The sequence below is a fragment of the Mesorhizobium robiniae genome (genome assembly GCF_040545535.1).
Taxonomy (GTDB): domain Bacteria; phylum Pseudomonadota; class Alphaproteobacteria; order Rhizobiales; family Rhizobiaceae; genus Mesorhizobium; species Mesorhizobium robiniae.
The window spans coordinates 268,263-290,521 of sequence record NZ_JBEPMC010000007.1; the positions used below are offsets into that span (position 1 = coordinate 268,263).

General features: G+C 62.1%; 22 protein-coding genes and 1 tRNA gene. 13 read left to right on the plus strand and 10 right to left on the minus strand.

What is annotated here, in order from left to right:
* Nucleotides 1–8: 8 nt before the first annotated feature.
* The 6 genes from ABID19_RS20905 to tkt form a co-directional block, all read right to left on the minus strand.
* Nucleotides 9–749 carry a DUF899 domain-containing protein gene (locus ABID19_RS20905; RefSeq protein ID WP_354492868.1) on the minus strand — a complete coding sequence of 247 codons (741 nt, stop codon included), beginning with the start codon at nt 747–749 and terminating at the stop codon, nt 9–11.
* A gap of 124 nt (nt 750–873) precedes the next feature.
* Nucleotides 874–1,899: a class I fructose-bisphosphate aldolase gene (locus tag ABID19_RS20910; RefSeq protein WP_354492869.1), complete on the minus strand. Its 1,026-nt coding sequence runs from the start codon at nt 1,897–1,899 to the stop codon at nt 874–876.
* A gap of 144 nt (nt 1,900–2,043) precedes the next feature.
* Nucleotides 2,044–3,240, minus strand: coding sequence for a phosphoglycerate kinase (locus ABID19_RS20915; RefSeq protein ID WP_354492870.1), 1,197 nt, complete (start codon nt 3,238–3,240; stop codon nt 2,044–2,046).
* Nucleotides 3,241–3,349: 109 nt separating this feature from the next.
* A complete protein-coding gene (locus ABID19_RS20920) occupies nt 3,350–5,239 on the minus strand; it encodes a potassium/proton antiporter (RefSeq protein ID WP_354492871.1) in 1,890 nt (629 codons plus the stop codon).
* A gap of 300 nt (nt 5,240–5,539) precedes the next feature.
* Complete coding sequence (gene gap / locus ABID19_RS20925) at nt 5,540–6,550, minus strand: type I glyceraldehyde-3-phosphate dehydrogenase (protein ID WP_354492872.1); 1,011 nt, start codon at nt 6,548–6,550, stop codon at nt 5,540–5,542.
* A gap of 154 nt (nt 6,551–6,704) precedes the next feature.
* Nucleotides 6,705–8,693 carry a transketolase gene (gene tkt / locus ABID19_RS20930; RefSeq protein ID WP_354492873.1) on the minus strand — a complete coding sequence of 663 codons (1,989 nt, stop codon included), beginning with the start codon at nt 8,691–8,693 and terminating at the stop codon, nt 6,705–6,707.
* Between the two features lie 272 nt (nt 8,694–8,965).
* Between tkt and ABID19_RS20935 the strand changes: the two genes are divergently transcribed.
* The 4 genes from ABID19_RS20935 to ABID19_RS20950 all read left to right on the plus strand — a co-directional run bounded on the left by ABID19_RS20935 (nt 8,966) and on the right by ABID19_RS20950 (nt 11,475).
* Entirely contained in the window at nt 8,966–9,238 is a 273-nt protein-coding gene (locus tag ABID19_RS20935) for a DUF4164 domain-containing protein (RefSeq protein ID WP_023797069.1), read from the plus strand.
* 12 nt (nt 9,239–9,250) lie between these two features.
* Nucleotides 9,251–9,616 (plus strand): cell division protein ZapA, encoded by a 366-nt coding sequence (locus tag ABID19_RS20940; RefSeq protein WP_354492874.1) that lies wholly within the window; start codon nt 9,251–9,253, stop codon nt 9,614–9,616.
* 175 nt (nt 9,617–9,791) lie between these two features.
* Nucleotides 9,792–10,451, plus strand: coding sequence for a peroxiredoxin (locus ABID19_RS20945; RefSeq protein WP_354492875.1), 660 nt, complete (start codon nt 9,792–9,794; stop codon nt 10,449–10,451).
* A 151-nt stretch (nt 10,452–10,602) separates the two neighbouring features.
* Nucleotides 10,603–11,475, plus strand: coding sequence for an MBL fold metallo-hydrolase (locus ABID19_RS20950; protein ID WP_354492876.1), 873 nt, complete (start codon nt 10,603–10,605; stop codon nt 11,473–11,475).
* A gap of 123 nt (nt 11,476–11,598) precedes the next feature.
* Here ABID19_RS20950 and rpoH read toward each other — a convergent pair whose 3' ends face one another.
* Together rpoH and ABID19_RS20960 are read right to left on the minus strand one after the other, a co-directional pair.
* Nucleotides 11,599–12,510, minus strand: a complete 912-nt coding sequence (rpoH, locus tag ABID19_RS20955) for an RNA polymerase sigma factor RpoH (protein ID WP_352927893.1) — start codon at nt 12,508–12,510, stop codon at nt 11,599–11,601.
* Nucleotides 12,511–12,718: 208 nt separating this feature from the next.
* On the minus strand, nt 12,719–13,789 hold the full coding sequence (locus ABID19_RS20960; RefSeq protein ID WP_354492877.1) for an RluA family pseudouridine synthase: 1,071 nt from the start codon (nt 13,787–13,789) through the stop codon (nt 12,719–12,721).
* Between the two features lie 26 nt (nt 13,790–13,815).
* Here ABID19_RS20960 and ABID19_RS20965 point away from each other — a divergent pair, with 26 nt between their 5' ends.
* The 7 genes from ABID19_RS20965 (at nt 13,816) to ABID19_RS20995 (ending at nt 17,402) form a co-directional block, all read left to right on the plus strand.
* Nucleotides 13,816–14,196 carry a fimbrial protein gene (locus ABID19_RS20965; RefSeq protein WP_354492878.1) on the plus strand — a complete coding sequence of 127 codons (381 nt, stop codon included), beginning with the start codon at nt 13,816–13,818 and terminating at the stop codon, nt 14,194–14,196.
* A complete protein-coding gene (locus ABID19_RS20970) occupies nt 14,193–14,600 on the plus strand; it encodes a VOC family protein (RefSeq protein WP_354492879.1) in 408 nt (135 codons plus the stop codon). The genes ABID19_RS20965 and ABID19_RS20970 overlap by 4 nt, the downstream gene beginning before the upstream one ends.
* A gap of 90 nt (nt 14,601–14,690) precedes the next feature.
* Nucleotides 14,691–14,765: transfer RNA gene (locus ABID19_RS20975), tRNA-Glu, on the plus strand.
* A 240-nt stretch (nt 14,766–15,005) separates the two neighbouring features.
* Nucleotides 15,006–15,194 carry a type II toxin-antitoxin system HicA family toxin gene (locus ABID19_RS20980; protein ID WP_354492880.1) on the plus strand — a complete coding sequence of 63 codons (189 nt, stop codon included), beginning with the start codon at nt 15,006–15,008 and terminating at the stop codon, nt 15,192–15,194.
* Between the two features lie 5 nt (nt 15,195–15,199).
* Nucleotides 15,200–15,601: a type II toxin-antitoxin system HicB family antitoxin gene (locus ABID19_RS20985; RefSeq protein ID WP_354492881.1), complete on the plus strand. Its 402-nt coding sequence runs from the start codon at nt 15,200–15,202 to the stop codon at nt 15,599–15,601.
* Between the two features lie 291 nt (nt 15,602–15,892).
* Nucleotides 15,893–16,474: a VOC family protein gene (locus ABID19_RS20990; RefSeq protein WP_354492882.1), complete on the plus strand. Its 582-nt coding sequence runs from the start codon at nt 15,893–15,895 to the stop codon at nt 16,472–16,474.
* 28 nt (nt 16,475–16,502) lie between these two features.
* Complete coding sequence (locus ABID19_RS20995) at nt 16,503–17,402, plus strand: glutathione S-transferase family protein (RefSeq protein WP_354492883.1); 900 nt, start codon at nt 16,503–16,505, stop codon at nt 17,400–17,402.
* 169 nt (nt 17,403–17,571) lie between these two features.
* On the opposite strand, the gene ABID19_RS21000 is transcribed toward ABID19_RS20995, so the two are convergent.
* The gene (locus tag ABID19_RS21000; protein ID WP_354492884.1) at nt 17,572–19,113 is read right to left on the minus strand and encodes a bifunctional AfsR/SARP family transcriptional regulator/alpha/beta hydrolase; all 1,542 of its coding nucleotides are present in this window, start codon (nt 19,111–19,113) and stop codon (nt 17,572–17,574) included.
* 106 nt (nt 19,114–19,219) lie between these two features.
* On the opposite strand from ABID19_RS21000, the gene ABID19_RS21005 reads away from it, so the two are divergent.
* Both ABID19_RS21005 and ABID19_RS21010 read left to right on the plus strand, forming a co-directional pair.
* The gene (locus ABID19_RS21005; protein WP_354492885.1) at nt 19,220–20,020 is read left to right on the plus strand and encodes an alpha/beta fold hydrolase; all 801 of its coding nucleotides are present in this window, start codon (nt 19,220–19,222) and stop codon (nt 20,018–20,020) included.
* Between the two features lie 3 nt (nt 20,021–20,023).
* Nucleotides 20,024–20,665 carry a class I SAM-dependent methyltransferase gene (locus ABID19_RS21010; protein ID WP_354492886.1) on the plus strand — a complete coding sequence of 214 codons (642 nt, stop codon included), beginning with the start codon at nt 20,024–20,026 and terminating at the stop codon, nt 20,663–20,665.
* 520 nt (nt 20,666–21,185) lie between these two features.
* Here the strand turns inward: ABID19_RS21010 and ABID19_RS21015 are convergent.
* Nucleotides 21,186–22,070, minus strand: a complete 885-nt coding sequence (locus tag ABID19_RS21015; protein ID WP_354492887.1) for a hypothetical protein — start codon at nt 22,068–22,070, stop codon at nt 21,186–21,188.
* Nucleotides 22,071–22,259 lie beyond the last annotated feature (189 nt).

The following is a 22,259-nucleotide window of genomic DNA, read 5'->3' on the forward strand; positions in this document are numbered from 1 at the left end:
AGCCACCGTCAATGGCAACAGGCGTCCTGCATCTCGGGCCTGTCTGCATATTCATCGTGCAGCCGCACCCAGTCCATCAGGCTGTGATAGGGACCGGTTTCGTTGCGGCCTTTCGGCGTCAGGTCGAGATAGTGATAGGCGCCGATCAGCGGATCACCGCCCCTGGAGCGCGACATGAAGGTCAAAAAGATGTCGCCGTTCTCATCCCGGTAGAACACGCTGGTGCCGGGAAGGTCTTTTGATTTGCGCGCGCGCTGCTCGAAATTGTAGGTCGTGTCGCCGGCCGCGATCTGCTTGTCGGTGAAGGATACCTGCATGTCGAAATTGAAATCCGAGGCGTAGGACGACACCCAGTCGAATTTCCAGCCCATGCGCTGTTTGTAAGGCAGAAATTCAGCCAGCGGCGCCCGCGCCACCACGACCAGCGACACATCGTGATGCCTAAGGTGCTGATTGGCGCCGTCGATGTGGTCAGCGAGGAAGGAGCAACCTTCGCACCGGTAGTCGGCGCCAGGCCCGAACATGAAATGGTAGACGATCAGCTGGCTTGCGCCTCCGAATAGGTCGGCCAGTGTCTTCGGCCCCCGTTCGGTCTCGAAGACATAGTCCTTGCGGATCTTCAACCAAGGCAATTCCCGCCGTTCGGCAGCGATGCGGTCGCGAAATCGCGTCAATTCCTTCTCGCGGGCCAGATGCGCCTTGTGCGCCTGGAACCAGTCTTCCCGTGAAACGATCTTGTTGTTTGGCATGAGCCTGCTCCTCTTTGAGCCCCAAGGACGTTTGGGCTCAACGCAAGCCGACACAGTCCTCGCGTTTTTTCAGAGCATATGAACCCGGGCACACGACCCGGGTTCGGATGAAGGCAAAACCCGGTTAGGCGGCCTGTTCCAGTTCCGGCTGCCATTTTCCAAGCGCGGCCAGATGGTTCATGTGGGCGCGGTGGGCGAATGCGGCCTGGGCAGCGGCGACGTTGGCCGCCTTGCCGCTCCACGCCTTCTGTGGCGCGGCCTGCAAGGCGCGGCCGTAGGAGAAGGTCAATTTCCACGGATGCGGGCCGATGGCATTGATGGCATTGAGGTTGGCGGTCGCCTCCTCGTCCGATTGTCCGCCGGAGAGAAAGGCGATGCCCCCAATCGCGGCCGGCACCGTTTCGCGGAACAGTTTTATGGTCTTTTCGGCGACTTCCTCGGGGCTGCTCACCTTGCCCGACTTCTTGCCGGCGAGAACCATGTTCGGCTTCAGGATGGTGCCTTCCAGCACGACGCGGGCTGCGTAGAGCTCGGTGTAAAGCCTCGTCAGCGTTGCCTTGCTGATCTCGTAGCAGGTGCCGATGTCATGAGCGCCGTCCATCAGCACTTCCGGCTCGACGATCGGGACGATGCCGGCCACCTGGCAAAGCGCCGCATAACGGGCGAGCGCATGGGCGTTCGAGCCGATCGACGTGGCGGAAGGAACCCCCTTGGCGACGTCGATGTCGATCACCGCACGCCATTTGGCGAAACGGGCGCCGAGTTTGTAGTAATCGGCGAGCCGCTCGCGCAGGCCGTCGAGGCCTTCGGTGATCGTGTCGCCAGGGTATCCGGCCAGCGGCTTGGCACCGGCATCGACCTTGATACCTGGGATGGCGCCGGTCGCCTTGATGATGTCGACCAGCGGTGTGCCGTCGGCGGCCTTCTGGCGGATGGTCTCGTCATAGAGGATGACGCCGGAAATGTATCTGGTCATCGCCTCTTTGGCGCGGAACATCATCTCGCGATAGTCGCGGCGGCTGTCGGCGGTCGATTCGACGCCGATCACGTCGAAGCGCTTCTTGATGGTGCCGGAGCTTTCGTCGGCGGCCAAAAGCCCCTTGCCGTCGGCCACCATCGCGGCGGCAATGTCCTCGAGACGTTCGCTCATCGTGCTTCTCCCTGAAACGGTTATTCCAGCCTAGCAGACCACTAGAGCAAGGCAGGTTCAAGTCGAACCATTCCAAGCGGAAAGCTCGAATCGATTGAAACGCGCAAACGCCCGCGTTCGCCGGTCGCCTCAGGACCCCAGGCCTCAGCGCTTCAGCACATCGACACCGGGCAGCGGCTTGCCTTCCATCCATTCCAGGAAGGCGCCGCCGGCGGTCGAGACATAGGTGAAGTCGTCGGCGACACCGGCATGGTTGAGGGCGGCCACCGTGTCGCCGCCGCCGGCGACCGAGACCAGTTTGCCGGACTTGGTGCGGGCCGCGGCGTGCCTGGCTGCCGCCACCGTCGCATGGTCGAACGGCTCGATCTCGAAGGCGCCGAGCGGACCGTTCCAAACCAGCGTCGCGGCGCGGTCGATCCAGTCGGCGATGGTCTTGACGGTCTTTGCGCCGACATCGAGGATCATGCCATCGGCCGGGACCTCCGATATGGCGACGGTCTCGCTGGCAGCACCGGCCTTGAACTCCCTGGCGACGACGCCGTCGACCGGCAGGATAATGGCGCAGCCGGCCTCGGCCGCTTCGATCATGATCTGCTTGGCGGTCGAGGCGAGATCATGCTCGCACAGCGACTTTCCGACATCGGTACCGCGCGCGGCGAGAAAGGTGTTGGCCATGCCGCCGCCGATGACCAGCGCGTCGACCTTCTTCACCAAATTCATCAGCAGGTCGATCTTGCTCGAGACTTTGGCGCCGCCGACGATGGCAACGACAGGGCGGACGGGATTGCCGAGGCCCTTTTCCAGTGCGTCGAGCTCGGCTTGCATGGTGCGGCCGGCGAAGGCCGGCAGCAAGTGCGCAAGCCCTTCCGTCGACGAATGGGCGCGGTGGGCGGCCGAAAAGGCGTCGTTGACGAAGATGTCGCCATTGGCGGCGAGCTTTTCGGTGAAGGCCGGATCGTTCTTCTCCTCGGCCTTGTAGAAGCGGGTATTTTCGAGCAGCAGCACGTCGCCCTTGCCCATGGCGGCGACGGCGCTCGCGGCCTTGTCGCCGATGCAGTCGGATGCGAAGCCGACAGGACGGCCGAGCACCTCCGCGGTTGCCTTGGCGATCGGCTCAAGCGAGAATTCGGGCGAGGGTCCATCCTTGGGCCGGCCGAAATGGGCAAGCAGGATGACCTTGGCGCCCTTGCCGGAAAGCTCGGCGATGGTCGGCGCGATGCGCTCGATACGGGTGGCGTCGGTGACCTTGCCGTCGGCGACTGGAACGTTGAGGTCGACGCGCACCAGCACGCGCTTGCCATCGATATTGCCGATGTCGTCCAGTGTCTTGAAGCTGGCCATGCTGTTCCCTTTCGCGAAAAACGCCGGGACCTTAACCCGCACCAACGACGATGCAAGACCTGCAATGGTGCTACACGGAAAATATGATCACGGCTCGTACGGGGAGCCGTCAGCCCTCGCCGGTCGACTTTTCCACCACTGGATGTGGAGCCGGTTCAGCGTCCGCTGGCGCCTCGGCGCCCTGCATCTTGGTCCGCTTGCGCCAATTGCGCACAAAGGCAACGATGCGGTCGGCGATCTCGCCAGCGCTCAGGAACACCGGCACCCGCGCCACCGGCGCGGTCGGCTCGAAAGACAGGCCCAGACCGGTGATTTTGCCCTTGTCGTCGACGTCGCGAACGATCAACTCGATCGGGCCAAGCAGCACCCGGTCGGCATATTCGGCATGGCCGCCGAGCCGCTCGGTCACCAGATCGCCGACGGTCAGCTTGCGTTCCTCCTCGGTCAGGCCCGGCGCGTAAGCGGCTTCCAGTTCCGCGGCGGAGCGCGCCGGATCGACGGCGAAGGCGCCGAAGAAGTCCGCATCCTCCGGATCGACCACGGCGCGGCTGGCGAACAGCTTGTCGAGCAGGGCTGGATAGCGATCCGGCACGAAGATGTAGACATGGTCGCCGGCGGCAAGTCTGCCCATGTCCTGGAAGCGCATCGAGCGGCCGTCGCGCAGCACCAGCGACGGCCGCGCCCAGCGCGGAATGCGCTCGCCGCGCGCCACCGGGCTGCCAGGCGCTACGCGGTAGGCGAGAAGCTCGTGATGGGCGGAGCCCGGCAATTCGAGTTCGACCTTGTCCAACGGACCTAGGCGGGCGGGCACGATCAGGCCGAGGCGGCGCGCCAGCGGTCCGACGGTCCATCCTTGGATGACCAGCGACACCAGCACGACGATGAAGGCGGTGTTGAAGATGAGGCGGCCGTTCTCAAGGCCACCAAGCAGCGGCGTGATGGCGAGCAGGATAGACACGGCGCCACGCAGTCCCACCCAGGAGACGAAGGCGACTTCCGGGCGCGGCAGACGGAACGGCATCAGGCAAAGCCAGACGGCGATCGGCCGCGCCACGAATATCAGGAACAGGCCCAGCAGGATCGCCGGCAGCAGGATCGCCGGGAATTGCGAGGGTGTCGCGAACAGGCCGAGGATCAGGAACATGATGATCTGTGCCAGCCACGACATGCCGTCCTGAAAGCGCTTGAGGATGGTGACGGCGCGGATGTCGGAATTCCCGGCAATGAGGCCAGCGAGATAGACCGCCAGAAAGCCGGAGCCGCCAATGGCGCCGGCGGCGGCGAACACCATCAACGACAGCGTCAGCACGAAGATCGGCAGCAGCCCGTGGTCGAGATTGAGCCGGTCGACGAGGCGCACGATGGCGAGGCCGCCGAAAATGCCAACGACGGCGCCAAGCCCCATGTTGAGAAGGAAGCCGAGGACGAGATCGGTAACCAGCACGCTGGTCTCGGGACTGGCGTTGGCGGCTATGATCTCGACTAGGCTGATGGTCAGGAAGATGGCGATTGGGTCATTGGTGCCGGATTCGACCTCGAGCGTGGAACGCACGCGTTCGCGCAAATTGATCTCGCCGGCGCGCAACAGGAAGAACACTGCTGCCGCGTCGGTAGACGCGACGGCAGCCCCGAGCAGGAAGGATTCCAGCCAGCTGAGATCGAGCAAGTAGTAGGCGACGACGCCGAACAGGCCAGTGGTTAAAAGGACGCCGACGGTCGCCAGCGACAGCGCCGGTCCGGCCGCCTGCCGCAAGGCGTTGAGCGGCGTGCCGAAACCTGAATCGAACAGGATGACCGCCAGCGCCAGTGAGCCGGCAAAATAAGCCAGTCGCGCATTGTCGAACTGGATGCCGAGGCCGTCTGTACCCGTGGCCAGGCCGATGCAGAGAAACAGCAGCAAGAGAGGAGCGCCGAAGCGGAAGGCGATCAGGCTCGAAAACGCAGCGGCAACGACAAGTGCGGTGCCAACCAGCGTCACGAGATAGATCGCATGCTCCATCCGAAAACCGCCCCCTCAATTTCGTGTACCTCTCGCTTTACGGGAGAGTGAGGCGAAGACATGACGGGTGCAAGGCGGGAGGGTGTTTTTTGCCCTATGCCGCTCCAACTTCGTCATCCCAGGGCGGAGCAGCCGCGAAGCGGCGTCGCGCAGACCCCGGGATGACGAAGGGCGATGGTCGTTCAGGCCAATCTCCCAAGACGTGCGATCTGCCGACACAAGAACGCGAGCGAAGGGGCTTAAACAAAAACGCCCGGACAGAGCCGGGCGTTTCCAAGTCGCAAGAAGGTGGCTCTGCGATCAGGCGATGGTCTTGCCGAAGGCGACCGCCGTGTCGGACATGCGGTTGGAGAAACCCCACTCATTGTCGTACCAGGACAACACCGAAACGAAGTTGCCGTCCATGACCTTGGTCTGGTCGAGCGCCATGATCGAGGAATGCGGATCGTGGTTGAAGTCGATCGACACGTTCGGGTGATGGGTGACCGCGAGAATGCCCTTCAGCTTGCCGTTGGAGGCGGCGATCACCGCCTCGTTGATCTCCTGCACGGTGGTCGCGCGCTTGGCGATGAACTTGAAATCGACGACCGAGACGTTCGGGGTCGGCACGCGGATGGAGATGCCGTCGAGCTTGCCCTTGAGGTCTGGCAGCACCAGGCCGATCGCCTTGGCCGCACCGGTCGAGGTCGGGATCTGCGACAGGGCGGCGGCGCGGGCGCGGTAGAGATCCTTATGCATGGTGTCCAGCGTCGGCTGGTCGCCGGTGTAGGAGTGGATCGTCGTCATCATGCCCTTCTCGATGCCGACCGCGTCATGCAGCACGGCTGCCAGCGGCGCCAGGCAGTTGGTGGTGCAGGAGGCGTTGGAGATGACGATGTGGTCCTTGGTCAGCTTGTCATGATTGATGCCATAGACGACGGTGAGATCGGCGCCCTCGGCAGGCGCCGAGACGAGGACCCGCTTGGCGCCGGCGGTCAGATGCGCGGCTGCCTTGTCGCGGGCGGTGAAGATGCCGGTGCATTCGAGCGCGATGTCGATGCCGAGCTCCTTCCACGGCAGCTGCGTCGGATCCTTGATCGCGGTGACCTTGAATTTCTCCGTGCCGACGGTGATCTGGTCCCCGTCAACCGTCACTTCATGCGGGAAGCGGCCATGCACGCTGTCGTAGCGCAGCAGATGCGCATTGGTCTCGACCGGGCCGAGGTCGTTGACGGCGACCACATCGATGTCCTTGCGGCCGGATTCGTGGATGGCGCGCAGGATGTTGCGGCCGATGCGGCCAAATCCGTTGATGGCAACTCTGACGGTCATTTTTTCTCTCCTTGGGAGTTGGAGGCCGAAGATCAAGTCCGCAGCTTCATAACGGCGGGCTGCCAAAGAATCCAGCCGTCGAGGGGTTGGATTTAAGTCCACCAAACTGAGGCTGCCCGCAAAATCACGATGCGTGTTTTCGCGGGCGCGCCTGCTAACCGTGCAGGCGGGCTTCCGCCGCCTTCACCGTCGCTTCGGCGGTGATGCCGAAATGCGGGTAGAGCTGTTCGATCGTACCAGAGGCGCCGAAGCCGGTCATGCCGATGAAGATGCCGTCAGTGCCGATGAAATGATCCCAGCCCTGGCGGATGCCGGCTTCGATGGCGATCTTGATTGGCGCGTTGCCGATTGTCTTGTTGCGATAGTCGGCACTTTGCTTGTCGAACAATTCGAAGCACGGCACAGAGACGACACGGGTCGGATGACCGTGCTTCTCCAGCGCCTCGCGCGCCGCCAGCGCGATCTCGACCTCGGAGCCCGAAGCGAAGATCGTCACCGCCGCATCGCCATTGGCGGCGGCCAGCTCATAGGCGCCCTGGCGGCTGAGGTTTCCCGCAACGAAGTCGTTACGCACGGTCGGCAGGTTCTGCCGGGTCAGCGCCAGCGTCGACGGCGTCTTTTCCGATTCAAGGGCCAACTGCCAGCATTCGGCGGTCTCGACCGCGTCGGCCGGGCGGAAGACATTGTGGTTTGGGATGGCGCGCAGTGCGGCCAGATGCTCGACCGGCTGGTGGGTCGGGCCGTCTTCGCCAAGACCGATGGAATCATGGGTCATGACGAAGATCGAGCGGATGCCCATCAGCGAGGCAAGCCGCATCGACGGACGGGCGTAATCGGAAAAGCACATGAACGTGCCGCCATAGGCGATGAGGCCACCATGCAGCGTCAGCCCGTTGATCGCCGCCGCCATGCCGTGTTCGCGGATGCCGTAGTGAACGTAGCGCTGGCCGTAATCGTCTGCCGTGATGTTCTTGGTCTGGCTGGTCTTGGTGTTGTTGGAGCCGGTGAGGTCGGCCGAGCCGCCGACGGTTTCCGGCACCGCGCCGTTGATGACCTCAAGCGCCATCTCCGACGATTTGCGGGTGGCGACCTTCGGCTTGTCGGCGGCGAGCTTCTTCTTGTAGTCGGCGATGACGGCGTCGAAATTCGCCGGCAGCTTACCGGCGATGCGGCGCTCGAACTCAGCCTTCAGCTTGGGCTCGGCCTTGGCAAGGCGGCCTTCCCAGTCGGTGCGGGGCTTGGCGCCAGCCTTGCCGGCGGTGCGCCACGCATCGAGGATGTCGGCTGGAATCTCGAAGGGAGGATAGTCCCAGCCGAAGAACTTCCGCGCACCGGCGATTTCGTCGGCGCCGAGCGGCGAGCCGTGCGCCTTGTTGGTGCCGGCCTTGGTCGGTGCGCCGAAGCCGATGGTCGTCTTGCAAGCGATCATCGTCGGCTTGTCGGAGTGGCGGGCGGCCTCGATGGCATAGGCGATCGCTTCGGGATCCTGGCCGTCGATGTGGCTGGCGTTCCAGCCGGAGGCCTGGAAGCGGGCGACCTGGTCGGTGTTGTCAGCGAGCGATACCGGACCGTCGATCGAGATGTTGTTGTTGTCCCAAAAGACGATCAGCTTGTTGAGCTTGAGGTGCCCGGCAAGCGCGATCGCCTCCTGGGAAACGCCTTCCATCAGGCAGCCGTCGCCGGCCAGCACATAGGTGTAGTGGTCGACAAGGTCATTGCCGAAGGCGGCATTCATGATGCGCTCGCCAAGTGCGAAGCCGACCGAATTGGCAAGCCCCTGGCCGAGCGGGCCGGTCGTCGTCTCGATACCGGCGGCATGGCCATATTCGGGATGGCCTGCCGTTCTCGATCCCAACTGGCGGAAGTGCTTGATCTGGTCGAGGGTAATATCCTCGTAGCCGGTCAGGTAGAGCAGTGAATAGAGCAGCATCGATCCATGACCGGCCGACAGGATGAAACGATCGCGGTCGGCCCAGTGTGGAGCCTTGGCGTCGAATTTCAGGAAACGCGTGAACAGCACCGTGGCAATATCGGCGCAGCCCATCGGCAGGCCGGGATGGCCGGAGTTCGCCTTCTCGACGGCGTCCATGGAGAGAAAACGGATCGCATTGGCCATCCGGTCATGTTGTTCGCGCGAGGTCATGCTTCCTCCAGTGAGGGGGTTTGGGGCCTTGGGAGAGCCCTTGAAAAGGGTGCGCGACACATAGCAGGCGCGGCTTTTTAGTCAATAAACCGGCGCGCTTTTGCCGGTCTTGTGATGCTGCCAGAAGGGTCTTGGAGGCTCTACATTAGCGTTAGCAGGGGACAGTCGCGAGAGCTTTGTTGACGTTGGCTTCACACGGCGCATAATGTTTCAGACATAACGCGTTCTGAACGTGGATGATTCGGTGATGGGCAGGGCGCAGGACGAAAGCCATGACCGGGGAAACGACACTCAAGGAAGTCATCGCGAGGCTGGGTAAGGCCATCGAGGGGCTGGAAAATGCCGTCGCGGCCAAGCTCGAGCACGAGCGCGACTATACTGAAGCCGAGGCGGAGGTGCAGCGCATGAACGCTGACCGCTCGCGGCTGGCGCAGGAACTCGACAATTCCGAAGCGCGCGCCGAACGGCTGGAAGACGCCAACAAGGAAGTGTCGCGTCGGCTGGTGACCGCCATGGAAACCATCCGCGCCGTGTTGGACAGGTAGGAGGCTGGCCCAATGGCACAAGTCACGGTTTCCATCGACGGCAAGCAGTATCGCATGGCTTGCGACGAGGGCCAGGAAGAGCATCTGATAGACCTTGCCGAGCGCTTCGACCGCTATGTCTCACATCTGAAGGATTCCTTCGGCGAGATCGGCGACCAGCGGCTGACCGTGATGGCCGGCATCATGGTCATGGACGAGCTTTCGGAACTGCAAAAACGCGTCAAGGGCATGGAAAGCGAAGTGCTGACGCTGCGCAAGACACGTGACGACGCGCTGACCAAGGCCGACAAGAACGATTCGGTGCTGACCGGTGCGCTTGGCGCGCTCGCCCAGCGCATGGAAGACCTGGCGACGACGCTGGCGGTGAACAAAACCTGAGCCAAGGCAGCGAAAATTCCTGCTGCATTTGCCGAGAAGCGATGAAAATTTTTCGCACGCCGCCCTCAATGCCGGCGGCAACAGGCGTTTGAAGGATGACGCCGGAGTGATAGAAAGACAAAAGCAGCGCTGGCGGTGCCGGCTGCAATCTGCACTCACAGGGTAGGGACACGTCATGAGCCTTCGTATCAATGATATCGCGCCGGATTTCACTGCTGAAACCACGCAAGGGACGATCAGCTTTCACGAATGGATCGGTGACGGTTGGGCGGTGCTCTTCAGCCATCCGAAAAATTTCACGCCGGTCTGCACGACCGAGCTTGGCACGATGGCAGGGCTGGAAGGCGAGTTTAGAAAGCGCAACGTCAAGATCATCGGCATTTCCGTCGATCCGGTCGCGAACCACGCCAAATGGCAGGACGACATCAAGACGGCGACCGGCCATTCGGTGAACTACCCGCTGATCGGCGACAAGGATCTCAAGGTCGCCAAGCTTTACGAGATGCTGCCGGCGGGCGCCGGCGAAACCTCGGAAGGACGCACGCCCGCCGATAATGCGACGGTGCGTTCGGTCTACGTCATCGGCCCCGACAAGAAGATCAAGCTGGTGCTCACCTATCCGATGACCACAGGCCGCAACTTCGATGAGATCCTGCGCGCGATCGATTCGATGCAGCTAACCGCCAAGCACCAGGTCGCGACGCCGGCGAACTGGAAGCAGGGTGAGGACGTCATCATCACCGCCGCCGTTTCCAATGAGGATGCGATCAAGCGTTTCGGCGCCTATGACACGATCCTGCCCTATCTCAGGAAGACCAAACAACCCTCTGCCTGAACCAAACGGCACGGAAGAATTTTCGGCCTTTTTGCCTTAACAAAGCATGCGGTCGGTGCTTGACGGCATGGTGCCGGCAGATGACCATGCTCTTCTTTTAGCCCGGCAGAGAAAATCATTCCTGCCGGGTGGGAACTGAGAGGAGCCGGGATTGGACGCAACATCGGCCAAGCTGCAGGTGGCAGGCTTTTACGACAAGCCGACCGGGTCCATCCAATACGTCGTCGCCGACGCGCAGACGCGACGATGCGCAATCATCGATCCTGTGCTTGATTTCGATGAGAAATCCGGCGCAACAGCGACAAAGAATGCCGACGCCCTGCTCGATTTTATCAGGGAAAACGGGCTGGAGGTCGAGTGGATCCTCGACACCCACCCGCACGCCGACCATTTCTCGGCGGCGCACTATCTCCGAGAGAAGACCGGAGCGCTTACAGCGATTGGCGAGAAGGTCGTCGACGTCCAGAAATTGTGGAAGGCGATCTACAACTGGCCGGATTTTCCTCCCGACGGATCCCAATGGAACAGGCTGTTTGCCGATGGCGAAAGCTTTTCGGTCGGCGGCATTCCGGCAAAGGTGCTCTTTTCGCCGGGCCACACGCTGGCCTCTATCACCTATGTGATCGGCGACGCCGCCTTCATCCATGACACGCTGTTCATGCCGGACAGCGGCACGGCGAGAGCGGATTTTCCCGGCGGCAGTGCCGCGCGGCTCTGGCGCTCGATCCAGGATATCCTCGCGCTACCGGACGAGACACGTCTGTTCGTCGGTCATGACTACGAGACGGGAGGACGCGAGCCCTTGTGGGAGAGCACGGTCGCGGAACAGAAATCCAAGAACACCCATATTACGGCATGCAGGACAGAGGCCGATTTCGTGGCAATGCGGGAGGCACGCGACAGGACGCTGCCGATGCCCAGGCTTATCCTGCATGCGCTGCAGGTCAACATGAATGGCGGCCGCCTGCCGGAGCCGGAATCCAACGGCCGCCGGTATTTGAAGTTCCCGTTGGATTGTCTTTGAGGGGTTGTCGGCAGACGGCACCACGCATTTCGGGAAGTCAGCGCCGCTACGATTGGCCGAACCCACAAAAGGAAAGGCGGCGCCAGTTACCTGACGCCGCCATTATTTCTTTCCGTCGGAAGTTTACGCCGCCGGCTGCGCCTCGATGGTGCGCAGCGCCTGCATCTGGCGCTTGGCTGCGGCCTTGACCGCGTCCTGCACCTTCTCGAAGGCGCGCACCTCGATCTGGCGCACGCGCTCGCGGCTGATGTCGAACTCGGCCGACAGCTCTTCCAGCGTCAGCGGCTCCTCGGCCAGGCGGCGCGCCTCGAAGATGCGCCGCTCGCGCTCGTTGAGCACGGCGAGAGCGCCGGACAGCATGCCGCGCCGGTTTTCCAGCTCGTCCTGCTCGATCAGCGCATCTTCCTGGCTTTCGTGGTCGTCGACCAGCCAGTCCTGCCATTCGCCGGATTCACCTTCGCTCGCGCGGATCGGTGCGTTGAGCGAGGCATCGCCCGACAGGCGGCGGTTCATCGACACCACCTCCGCTTCGGACACGTTGAGGCGGGTGGCGATCTCGGTGATCTGGTCGGGCTTCAAATCGCCGTCGTCGAGCGCCTGGATCTTGCCCTTCACCTTGCGCAGGTTGAAGAACAGGCGCTTCTGGTTGGCGGTCGTGCCCATCTTGACCAGACTCCACGAGCGCAGGATGTATTCCTGGATCGAGGCCTTGATCCACCACATGGCGTAGGTGGCGAGCCGGAAGCCGCGCTCCGGTTCGAATTTCTTGACGGCCTGCATCAGGCCGACATTGCCTTCCGAGATCACCTCGCCGATCGGCAAGCCATAGCCGCGATAGCCCATGGCGATCTTGGCGACGAGCCGAAGGTGGGAGGTGACGAGCTTGTGTGCAGCCGTGGTGTCCTCATGCTCGGCGTAACGCTTGGCGAGCATGTACTCTTCCTGCGGCTGAAGCATCGGAAAGCGACGGATTTCTTCCAGGTAGCGGCTGAGGCCGCCTTCGCCGGAAACGATACTGGGTAGTGACTGGGCCATGATAGCGCCCCTCTCTCTCTGGAGTGGTGCCCCCGAAACGCGGCGGGCATATGTTGCGAACGCCAAAGGCTCGTTCGCGACGTCAGGTGTATACAGGAACAAAACCAGAAAGGACAGCATTGGTTCAACACGAAACAGTGTGTCACACCAAAGTGAACAACGCCGGTCAGGTTTTTGCCAATCAGGTTTTGAACGGGCGGAAGGTGGTTCAGAGTTTGCGAAAACCGCCGACGAGTTCCTCCATGTCCCTCGGTACCGGCGCCTCGAACCTCATCGTTAGATGGGTAGCCGGATGCCGAAATTCAAGAAGGCGGGCATGCAATGCCTGTCGCGGAAATGCCTTCACGCGGCCCTTCAGCGGCTCGGGAAGCCGGTTCGCCTTGGTGCGAAAGGCCTGGCCGTAATCGGGATCGCCGACGACCGGATGGCCGATATGAGCCATGTGAACGCGGATCTGATGGGTGCGGCCGGTCTCGAGCCGGCATTCGATCAGACTTGCGGTGGCAAATTCCTTTTGCTGCTCGCCAAAGCGCTCGATCACGGTGAAATGAGTGACGGCGTGGCGGGCATCGTCGCGGCCCTCCGGCACCACCGCACGGCGTACGCGGTCGGCGGCGCGGCCAAGCGGCTCGTCGACCGTACCTGTCGGTCTCGTCGGTATGCCCCAGACCAAAGCCAGATAGGCGCGTTTGAGATCGCCGGTCAGGCCATGATCGGCAAAGGCCTCCGACAGTGACTTGTGGGCGCGATCGGTCTTGGCGACGACAATGACGCCGCTGGTCTCCTTGTCCAGGCGGTGGACGATGCCCGGTCGCCGCACACCGCCGATGCCGGAAAGGCTGTCGCCGCAATGGTGGATCAACGCGTTGACCAGCGTGCCGGTCCAGTTGCCGGCACCGGGATGGACGACCAGCCCCGCCGGCTTGTTGATGACGATCAATTCATTGTCTTCATAGAGAACTTCGAGCGGGATGTTCTCGCCTTGCGGCTCCGCCGGCTCCGGCTCCGGCATGTCGACCGACACGCGGTCACCGGCCGCCATCTTGCGCTTGGTCTCGTCGACCGGCTGGCCGCCGATCTTGACGGCGCCCTGCCGGATCAGCATCTGCACCCGGCTACGCGACATGTCCGGTCCGAGCTTGCCCGCCAGCCATTGGTCGAGGCGCTGGCCGGCCGCATCGGGACCCGCTTCCAGCACGGTCGATCCCCCGTTTGGCGATCCGCCCTCCATCGATCCATCCTCTATCAATATGGGGGCCTCTTCGTTATGAGCGCTCATCGAAAAAAGTTCCGGAATGTTTTGCCATGGCTGCTGCCGACGAAGACGAGGAAAAGCCGCTCGACCCCGAAGTCGAAAAGGTGCGCAAGAAGCTGGTCCGCTTCGTCGCCATCAATCTCGGCCTGCTGTTCCTTGCCCTTATGGTGGTGATCGCGGCCCTTGTCTACAAAACGCGCACCGCGCCGCCGCCAGCCACACCGCCGCTGGCCGGCGATATCCAGGTGCCGGCAGGCGAGCCGCTGACCGGCGACATCGTGCTGCCGGTCGGCGCCAGGGTAATCAGCCAGTCGCTCTCCGGCAATCGCGTCTCCATCGACGCGGAGCTTGCCGACGGCAGCCGCGCCATTTTTGTCTACGATATCACCGAGCGCCGCATTATCGGTCGCTTTTCGATCCGCAACAAATGACTGGGTTTGCGGAACATCGCCGCGTTGCCACCGTGGCGCTTGTCGTCGCCAACTACGACGAGGCGATCGCCTGGTATGTCGGCAAGCTAGGCTTCTCGCTCACCGAGGACGTCGATCTCGGCGGCGGCAAGCGCTGGGTCACGGTAGCGCCGGCAGACGGACAAGGCGCGCGGCTGCTTCTGGCAGAAGCGGCCGATGATGCGCAAAGGGGTAGCATCGGCAACCAGACCGGCGGCCGGGTCTTTTTGTTTCTCGAAACCGACGATTTCGTCCGCGACCACGCGGCAATGCTCGATAAGGGCGTCGAATTCCGTGAGGCACCCCGCGTTGAGCCCTATGGCACGGTGGCGGTTTTCGCCGATCTCCACGGAAATCTCTGGGATCTGATCCAGCCAAAACGATAGGCTTGCGACCGACAATTCCCCGGCGCAACTGATTGTCCGAAGCCCCGTTGCTTTTTCTCGGCCGTCAGCCTATATCGCCGGTTCTTGAACGCGCCCATCGTCTAGCGGTCAGGACACCGCCCTCTCACGGCGGGAACAGGGGTTCGATTCCCCTTGGGCGTACCAAGAAAATCAAGCACTCGAATATTAGTCGAATAAACGGCCGTGAGCGGCCGCGAATGATGGCGAACCTGAAGGTCCGGAGGCGCTGGACGCATCCGTGAGCAATTTCCATAGGCCCCGCGTATGCGATAAATGTCGGGACCCTACTCGGAAGAATGCTAGCCGTTGATCAGACACAGCTAGTCGAAAGACGGACGTTCACTTTTTTGTTGCATTTTTCGCAACTAGTGTGTATTTATACACATGAAAAGTGCAGACGTGATCAAAGCCCTAGACGTTGATGGTTGGTATGAAGTTGCTCGAAGAGGCAGCCATGCACAATTCAAACACAAGAAGAAAGCCGGTAGGGTCACAGTTCCGCACCCCAAAAAGGATATTCCTTTGGGGACCTTACGGAGCATTGAACGTCAATCTGGTCTAAAGCTGAGGTAGATACAATGAAGCAGTATATCGGATTGATCCATAAGGATACCGACAGCGACTTCGGTGTATCCTTTCCTGATTTTCCCGGCGTTGTCACCGCCGGCACCGATCTAGACGACGCTCGTGCTATGGCTGAGGAGGCCCTTGCCTTTCACATCGAAGGGCTTGTGGAAGATGGCGAAGCCATTCCAGAGCCTTCCAGCTTGGAAGAGGTCATGGCCAACGCCAATAATCGAGACGGCGTCGCAATCTTGGTTGCGGTGAAAACCGGGGCCAAGAAAGTTGTCCGCGTGAACGTCACGCTCCCTGAGGATGTTCTGAGCCGAATTGACGCCTTTGCTGAGGCGCACGGTTATACCCGGTCCGGCTTTATCGCGAAGGCGGCTCAGAGGGTCATGGAGCTTGAGGCGGCCTAAGGGATCGCAGCGCTTAGCTACCGTCTGCACAGGGGAGCCACGGTCGTGAAAGCGGAAACACCGGGTTTGACCTTTTTTCGACGCCAACCGAAGCTTATTATGGAGTGTTGGCTGCGTGCGAACCTCGACGATGCCGCGTCCCGATGTGTGGCCTGGCTCCTGGCACTTCGTCGCCGGTTGATTTAGCATCTCCTGATAATCCTCGTGCTAGGCACAAGGCAGCACAACCGCGAGCGGTACCGGGGGACGAAGTGAACACGAGGTCGTCCGGCTGCCTGGGAGAGAGGACCAATGCAGAAACTGCAATCGCAGGGTGTCCATCACATCACGCTGGTCGGCGCCGGGCGTCAGATCTCCATCGACTTCTGGGAAGGCGTGCTTGGCATGCCCTTCATCTTCGAGCAGCCCAATCTCGACAAGGCAAGCGAAAGCCACCTCTATTTCGATCCGGGTGACGGTCGGCTGATCACCGTCTTCACCGATGAGAGCCGCACGCCGGAGAAACGGCGCACGCCGACCGATCCGGGCTGCGTCCATCACATCGCCTTTGCGGTGTCGCGCGTCACCTTCCTGCAGGCGGTTTCCCGCCTCGATGAGCGTGGCATCAAGCATAGCGGCGTCAAGGATCGCGGCTTTATGGATTCGATCTATTTCGAGGATCCGCTCGGCCTGCTGATCGAACTCGCCTCCTACCGTTTCGAGCCGCCGGTGGGCTTCACCCATGCCGACGTGCTGATGCAGGCGCACAAGCTTCGCGTCGCGCGCGGCGACTACGCAATCGCCGAAGTGCATCTCGCCGATGCGATCCAGGCGCTGGTCGAGCGCTCGCGCACTACCTTGTCGGAGGACCGGGCGCCGAAAAATCCATACTGACGACAGCCAACCCCGAGGGAGGACTATAATGGCAAAGACGACAACGAAGAGTGCGAAGAAGCCGGCTGCCAAGGCCGCCACGAAACCAGCCGCCAAGGCCGCGACAAAGCCTGCGGCCAAGGCGTCGAAAGCTTCCGCCAACTCGGCACCGAAAGCCGCCGCTAAATCCGCAGCCAAAACTTCCGCCAAACAATCCGCGCCGAAGGCAAAGGCGAAATCGGCGAAGGCCGGGAAAAGCGGGCTGACGCTCAGCATGCTGAAGCCGAGCGTAAACAATATGAGCGTTCGGGTGTTTGCCCGCGCGGCCGGGCTCGACCATTCCGAGATCGACGCCTGGGGCCACACGCGCACGCCGGAATACATGGCGCGAAACCCCGCCCATTTGACGCCGATGATCGAGGACAAGGGCTTGCCGAGAGGCGTCTTGTGGGAGAGCTGCGCCATCATGCAGTATCTCGCCAACAAGCACAGGCTGGAGAAATTTTACCCGAAGGCGCCGGCCAAGCGGGCGATGGTCGACAGCGCCATGTTCTACCTGATCGGCACGCTCTACCCCTATGTGGCGCGCGCCACCTATCCTGCGCTGAACTTCCCGCAATATGCCGGCGAGGTCGGCCACAGCGATGCCCACCCCGACAGGAAATCGGAAGCCCAGAAGGCCGCGGCGGCCGCGATCGCCGAGCCGCTGGAGGTCTTTCATAGCTTCTTCAGGAACGGCAAGCCGTTCATCGGCGGCAAGAACCCATCGATCGCCGACATCCGCCTGGCAGCGACGCTCGAATTCCTGGCCGTCATCGACTACGCGCTGCCCCAATGGGCAAAAGACTACATGGCAGCGATCGAGAAGAAGCTCGGCAAGGCCTATGCCGAGCCTGCCGGCGACGTGCGCGGCTACATCGCCTATGTGAAGTCGCAGGCCGAGGCGTGAGGCATTCGCTCTAACGGTTGCTTCCAGGGGTCAAAGTCCGACGCTTGGTACCGGAGTCGTAAGCCGGCTCAGGGTGGAACTTTGCCGTACGGCGCGGCTTGGTTGCGCCGACATCCAGGCTGGCCGTTGGATGTGCTGCCCGATGCCTGAGTGTGCGCAAGCCGAGCAATCAGCGGTCGTGTCTCGCCAGCTCCGCGATGCTGCGGAGGAGCGCGTTCTGGTCACCGACCCAGAACCAGTGGTCGTCGCCGGCGACCTCCACGAACCGCGCTCCAGGTATCTTCGTAGCAAGGGAACGACCCGCCTCCGAGCGGACCGCGCGATCGCCCGAGCGATGCAGCACCAGTGTCGGGACCGAGACACTTGCAAGCAGATGGCGGACGTCGGTGTCGCGCAGCGCTTCGAGCACGCCCGTCACAGCGCCTGGGCTGGAGGCGGCCCTCAGCAACCCGGCCCACCAGGCTTCCGCCTGGCGGTCTCCGACGAGGCTTGGGGCAAAGGTCTCGATCTCGGCCGGTCCACCCCAGTTGGCGACCAGGCGTCGCTTCCAGAGGTCATATTGCTCGGCGGTCAAGGCGAAGGGGTAGTCCGGCGCATGGCTGCCTTTGGCCAGGGAGCCCCAGAGAACGAGCCCGACCAGGCGATCGGGACGGTCGACCGCAAAGCGGATGCAGCCGGGTCCGCCCTCTGAAGTCCCGACGAGCAGAGCGCGGCGGCTCCCGGCCGCGTCCATCACCGCCAATATGTCCCTTGCGGTCGCATCGACGGTTGGACGCGCTCCGACGCGGTCGGAAAGGCCGACGCCGCGCCGGTCGAACAGGATCACGCGGCCGATACGCGAAACCGCCGCGATCCACGAACGACAGCGGCTGTCTTCCCAGATACGCTCCACATGCGAAACGAAGCCCGGAACGAGCACGATATCCGGCGGACCATTGCCGACGGTCTGGTAGGCGAGGTGGATACCTTCCACTTCAACATAGTGCGTTCGCGGCGTCTCAGTGGCTTTGCTCGGCTCTTGCAACAAGGCGACGGTAGCAGGGTCAAGGGGCACGCCAAGCTCATCTCGCAAGTGCCGGGCGCATGCTTCGAGCTGGCGCTCGGCTGCCGCCCTGTCGCCGGCCGCCAGGTTTGCGCGGATCAGATGGCGGTGCGCGCTTTCGCTTAACGGATCCAGTCCCACCAGACGCGTCGCATGCACAACCGCAGTGCGGGCCTCTCCGGCGGCAACCTGAGTTTCGATCAGGCGCTCCAACGCCTGTGTCAGGCGGCTACGCAAGGCCTCGCGCCTGAAGAACGCCCATTCCTCGAATTCCTGACAATCCGGTAGGGAGAAGCCCGCAAGAAAATCGCTCGTGTAAGTGTTGGTCGCCGTTTCAAGAGGGCCGCGGTCGCAGGCGTACTCGAAAGCCTTGGAGTCAATCTCGACCGAAAGCGCCGGGTGCAGGCTGAGGGAGCTTGCGTTCGCAGCGACGAGCTCGCTGCCAAAGGCGACTCGGATCTTGTAAAGGGTACGCCGAAGCCGCGCCCGAGCAGTCTCTTCGTCGGCTTCGGGCCATAGCAGTGTGGCCGCGGTCTCGCGCGCGACGGGTCTGCCGGCCTCGGCAAGAAAGATGAGGAGCGCGGCTGCCCTGCGTAGGGCAAGCTCCACCCGCCGCCCGTTCATACGGAATTCCGGAAAGCCCAAAAGCCGAAACGTCAATCGCTCCATCGATCCGCACGCGATAAATATACAGGCAGGGGACGTTGAGGGGACGCCGGCCGCCTATTGCTTCGACACCGGGCCGGTCACGCCCGAAGAGTTTCTGGAGCGAGAAATGCCACGGGTCAATACTTCCACCTCTCACGGTCTTTCCGAGGCAGTTGCCGAGGACGGCGTCCCGATAGCTTATGAAGACCGCGGCCACGGCGAGCCGCTCGTGCTGCTACACGGCATGACCGAAAGCCATGAGTCCTGGCATGAGGCCGGTTATGTCGAGCAATTCCTGCAGCGCGAACGGCGGCTGATCCTCGTCGATTGCCGCGGCCATGGCCGGAGCGGGAAGCCACACGATCCGGCTGCCTATTCGGGCCGCAGGCGGGCGGCGGATATCGTTGCCGTCCTCGACCATGCCGGCATTCGCCGTGCCGCGCTCATGGGATATTCGATGGGCGGCGTCATCGCGCTGGCCACTGCCTCGTATCACCCGGACCGCGTCACCGCACTGATCGTCAACGGCGCACATCCATTCGCGGAGGACCTGATCCCCTTGCGAGCCATGCTTGAGGATAACTTCGAGACGTGGCTCGCTCTCCTGAAGCAATTGGCCCCTGACCTTTCGCCGGACAGCTGCCGGCGCATCCGTGGTAATGATCTCGCCGCCGTTCAGGCAAGCCTTGCCAGGGATAGACCTGATTTCGCTGCAGCCTTTGCTAGATTTGGCATACCAGTGCTGGCGATCAGCGGCACGCTCGATCCCCGATGCGATGCCGCCCGAAAGTTCGCAGAACTGACCGGAGGCGAATTCCTGCCGCTTGCGGGCAAGAACCATGTGACGGCCTTTCTCGATGTCGAGACGATCGGGCCGGTTGTCGACGATTTCCTCGGCCGTGTCAGCACCCGCAATACAGGAGGCTGAGCCATGTGCCGGTCCTGTCTCTCCTGGTACGGACGACGCCTAGCTCCTTACGTCGTCAACGCCGGCTGTTCGGCAAACGCCTTTTCGCGCATGCGGCAGCGCATGGTGCCGCTGGCGAAGGGCGTTGTGGTGGAAGTCGGCTTCGGATCAGGCCTGAACCTGCCCTACTACGATACGGCCAAAGTCCGGCGGCTCGTCGGCGTCGACCCCGACGGCGCCATGCTCGCCTTGGCGAAACGGCAGGGCCACGCCTTGCCCCTCGAACTCGAATGCCTGCAGGCTTGCGGTGAAAGCATACCGTTGGCGGATGGTTTCGCCGACACGGTTGTTGTCGCTTATGCCTTCTGCACCATTCCGCACCCCGGAGCCGCGCTGGCGGAGATCCGGCGCATCTTGAAGCCTGGCGGGCGGCTGATCTTTCTCGAACACGGGCAGGCGAATGCCGGCTGGCGGAGAAGGCTGCAGGATCGGTCCAACCGGCTCTGGGGCGTTCTTGCCGGTGGATGCAATCTCAACCGCAACCCGTTTCAGCTCGTCGCGAGTGCCCGTTTCGATGTTCGAGATGCTTTGCAGGAAAAGTTTCCGCCTGTCTTCTGGCTGTTGGGCAGCCATTACGCGGGCGCCGCCATAAGGCAGCCCGACTAGCCAGCCGTTGTCCTCCAGCATGTGCCGACTGTGCAGACAGTATGACGGCTTGCGCGATCGGAACAGGTGTTCCGCACCGGATGCCATTGTCAGATTTTCGCCACTGGCCGACCTAAGCGAGGCCGAAGGCCGGCTGCCTTACTGGACGTAAGAATGTTTGAAGCATCGATGAAGAAGCGAGGTTGACCTGGAGACCTCGATCCCGATGATGAGGCCGCGCGGGTGGCGTCCATGGAAGGGACTGTAAATGACCCGCAAACTACCCTTATTCGCCGCGTTCAGTCTGGCGCTTGCTGCCCTGGCGGCGTGTGACCAAACTCAATCGGGAGGAACGACGACCGCTGGGCAACTGCCGCCACCTCCAGCCGACACGATGACGCCGACCCCCGCAACCCCGCCACCGGCTCAGCCCGCCCCCGTTCAGTAGCGGATCGTCGTTTTTACAAGGTCGGATCCTCGCCCTGAGGCGGGGGTTCGCTTTCGGCATCGCCAGAGACCAACACGTTGTTGCGCTTGTCGTTCAGGGACCGAATACCACCAGCTCGGTGAACGTCAGATCGCCAAGCGAGGGTGGTCTGGGGCCCTTAAAATATTTCAGCCCGCTGTTGTGGCGGTACCGCCCGAACAGACCTGCAATCGGCTCCTTGGCGTCGACGACGCAAAGCAGGATGCCACTTCGCAAGAGAAAGCGCCCCATAGCACCGGCGCAACGGCTCAAATCCTCGAGGGAGCGGCAATAGATGACCTGATAGCACGGGACAAGACCGCGCAATATTCGGCGCGGCATCAACACGAAAGGGAACGCCACTCCGTCGCAGATGCAAATCAATGACAGGCAACCCAATGCGGAGTGTTCCGAAAGTATGTATCTCTCGCTGTCGGGCAGCATCGCCATTTCCGCAAGGTCGGGACGAACCTCTAGCACGCGATATGACCGCGGCACCGAATTCAAAGCCGGCAAGAAGGCGAATTGTCCGGTGGAAAAGGGGCGAAAGCCGAGCGCCCAGTTAGCCTTCAATGTCGCAGGCGCCGGCGAAATGTTCGTGTAGGTCACGTCCCTTTGCTTAAGGATCGTCGTCACCAATTTGGCGCCATAGGGACGGGATTCCGCGTCGACGGACCAGCTTGAGAGATTGCAGCGGATCTCGTCGCCTTCCTGCCCGCGATAACGGGTATAAAGGGTCAGCACAACGCCGACGATCCGACCAGCCTTCTCCAAAGCCAGGCCGTATTGTGGGAAATCGGCGACGGCAGGCCGTTGCGACAAACGGGTCAGCGCCTGTGTCCAGTAACTCCGGTCACGCTCCGGAAAGCCCCGGCAGAGGCAGTCGACCACTCCTTCCCAATCAGCTTCACGAATTGGTCGACAGAGAACGTCGGGAGGGAGGGCGCCAAGTACGGCCATAAATCGACTTCCAGGACACAATAGTTACTTAGATATGTCTCACGCGCCAACATGTTGGTGCACAACGATTAAGAGTCTGTGCTGCTTTTAAAAACGACTTTCTGCATTCGTGACGAAAACGCAGATCGGATTGGTCAGAATGCGTCGGCGACCAGCTAGTTAAGGATTTGTTAACCAAAGCCCTATCTA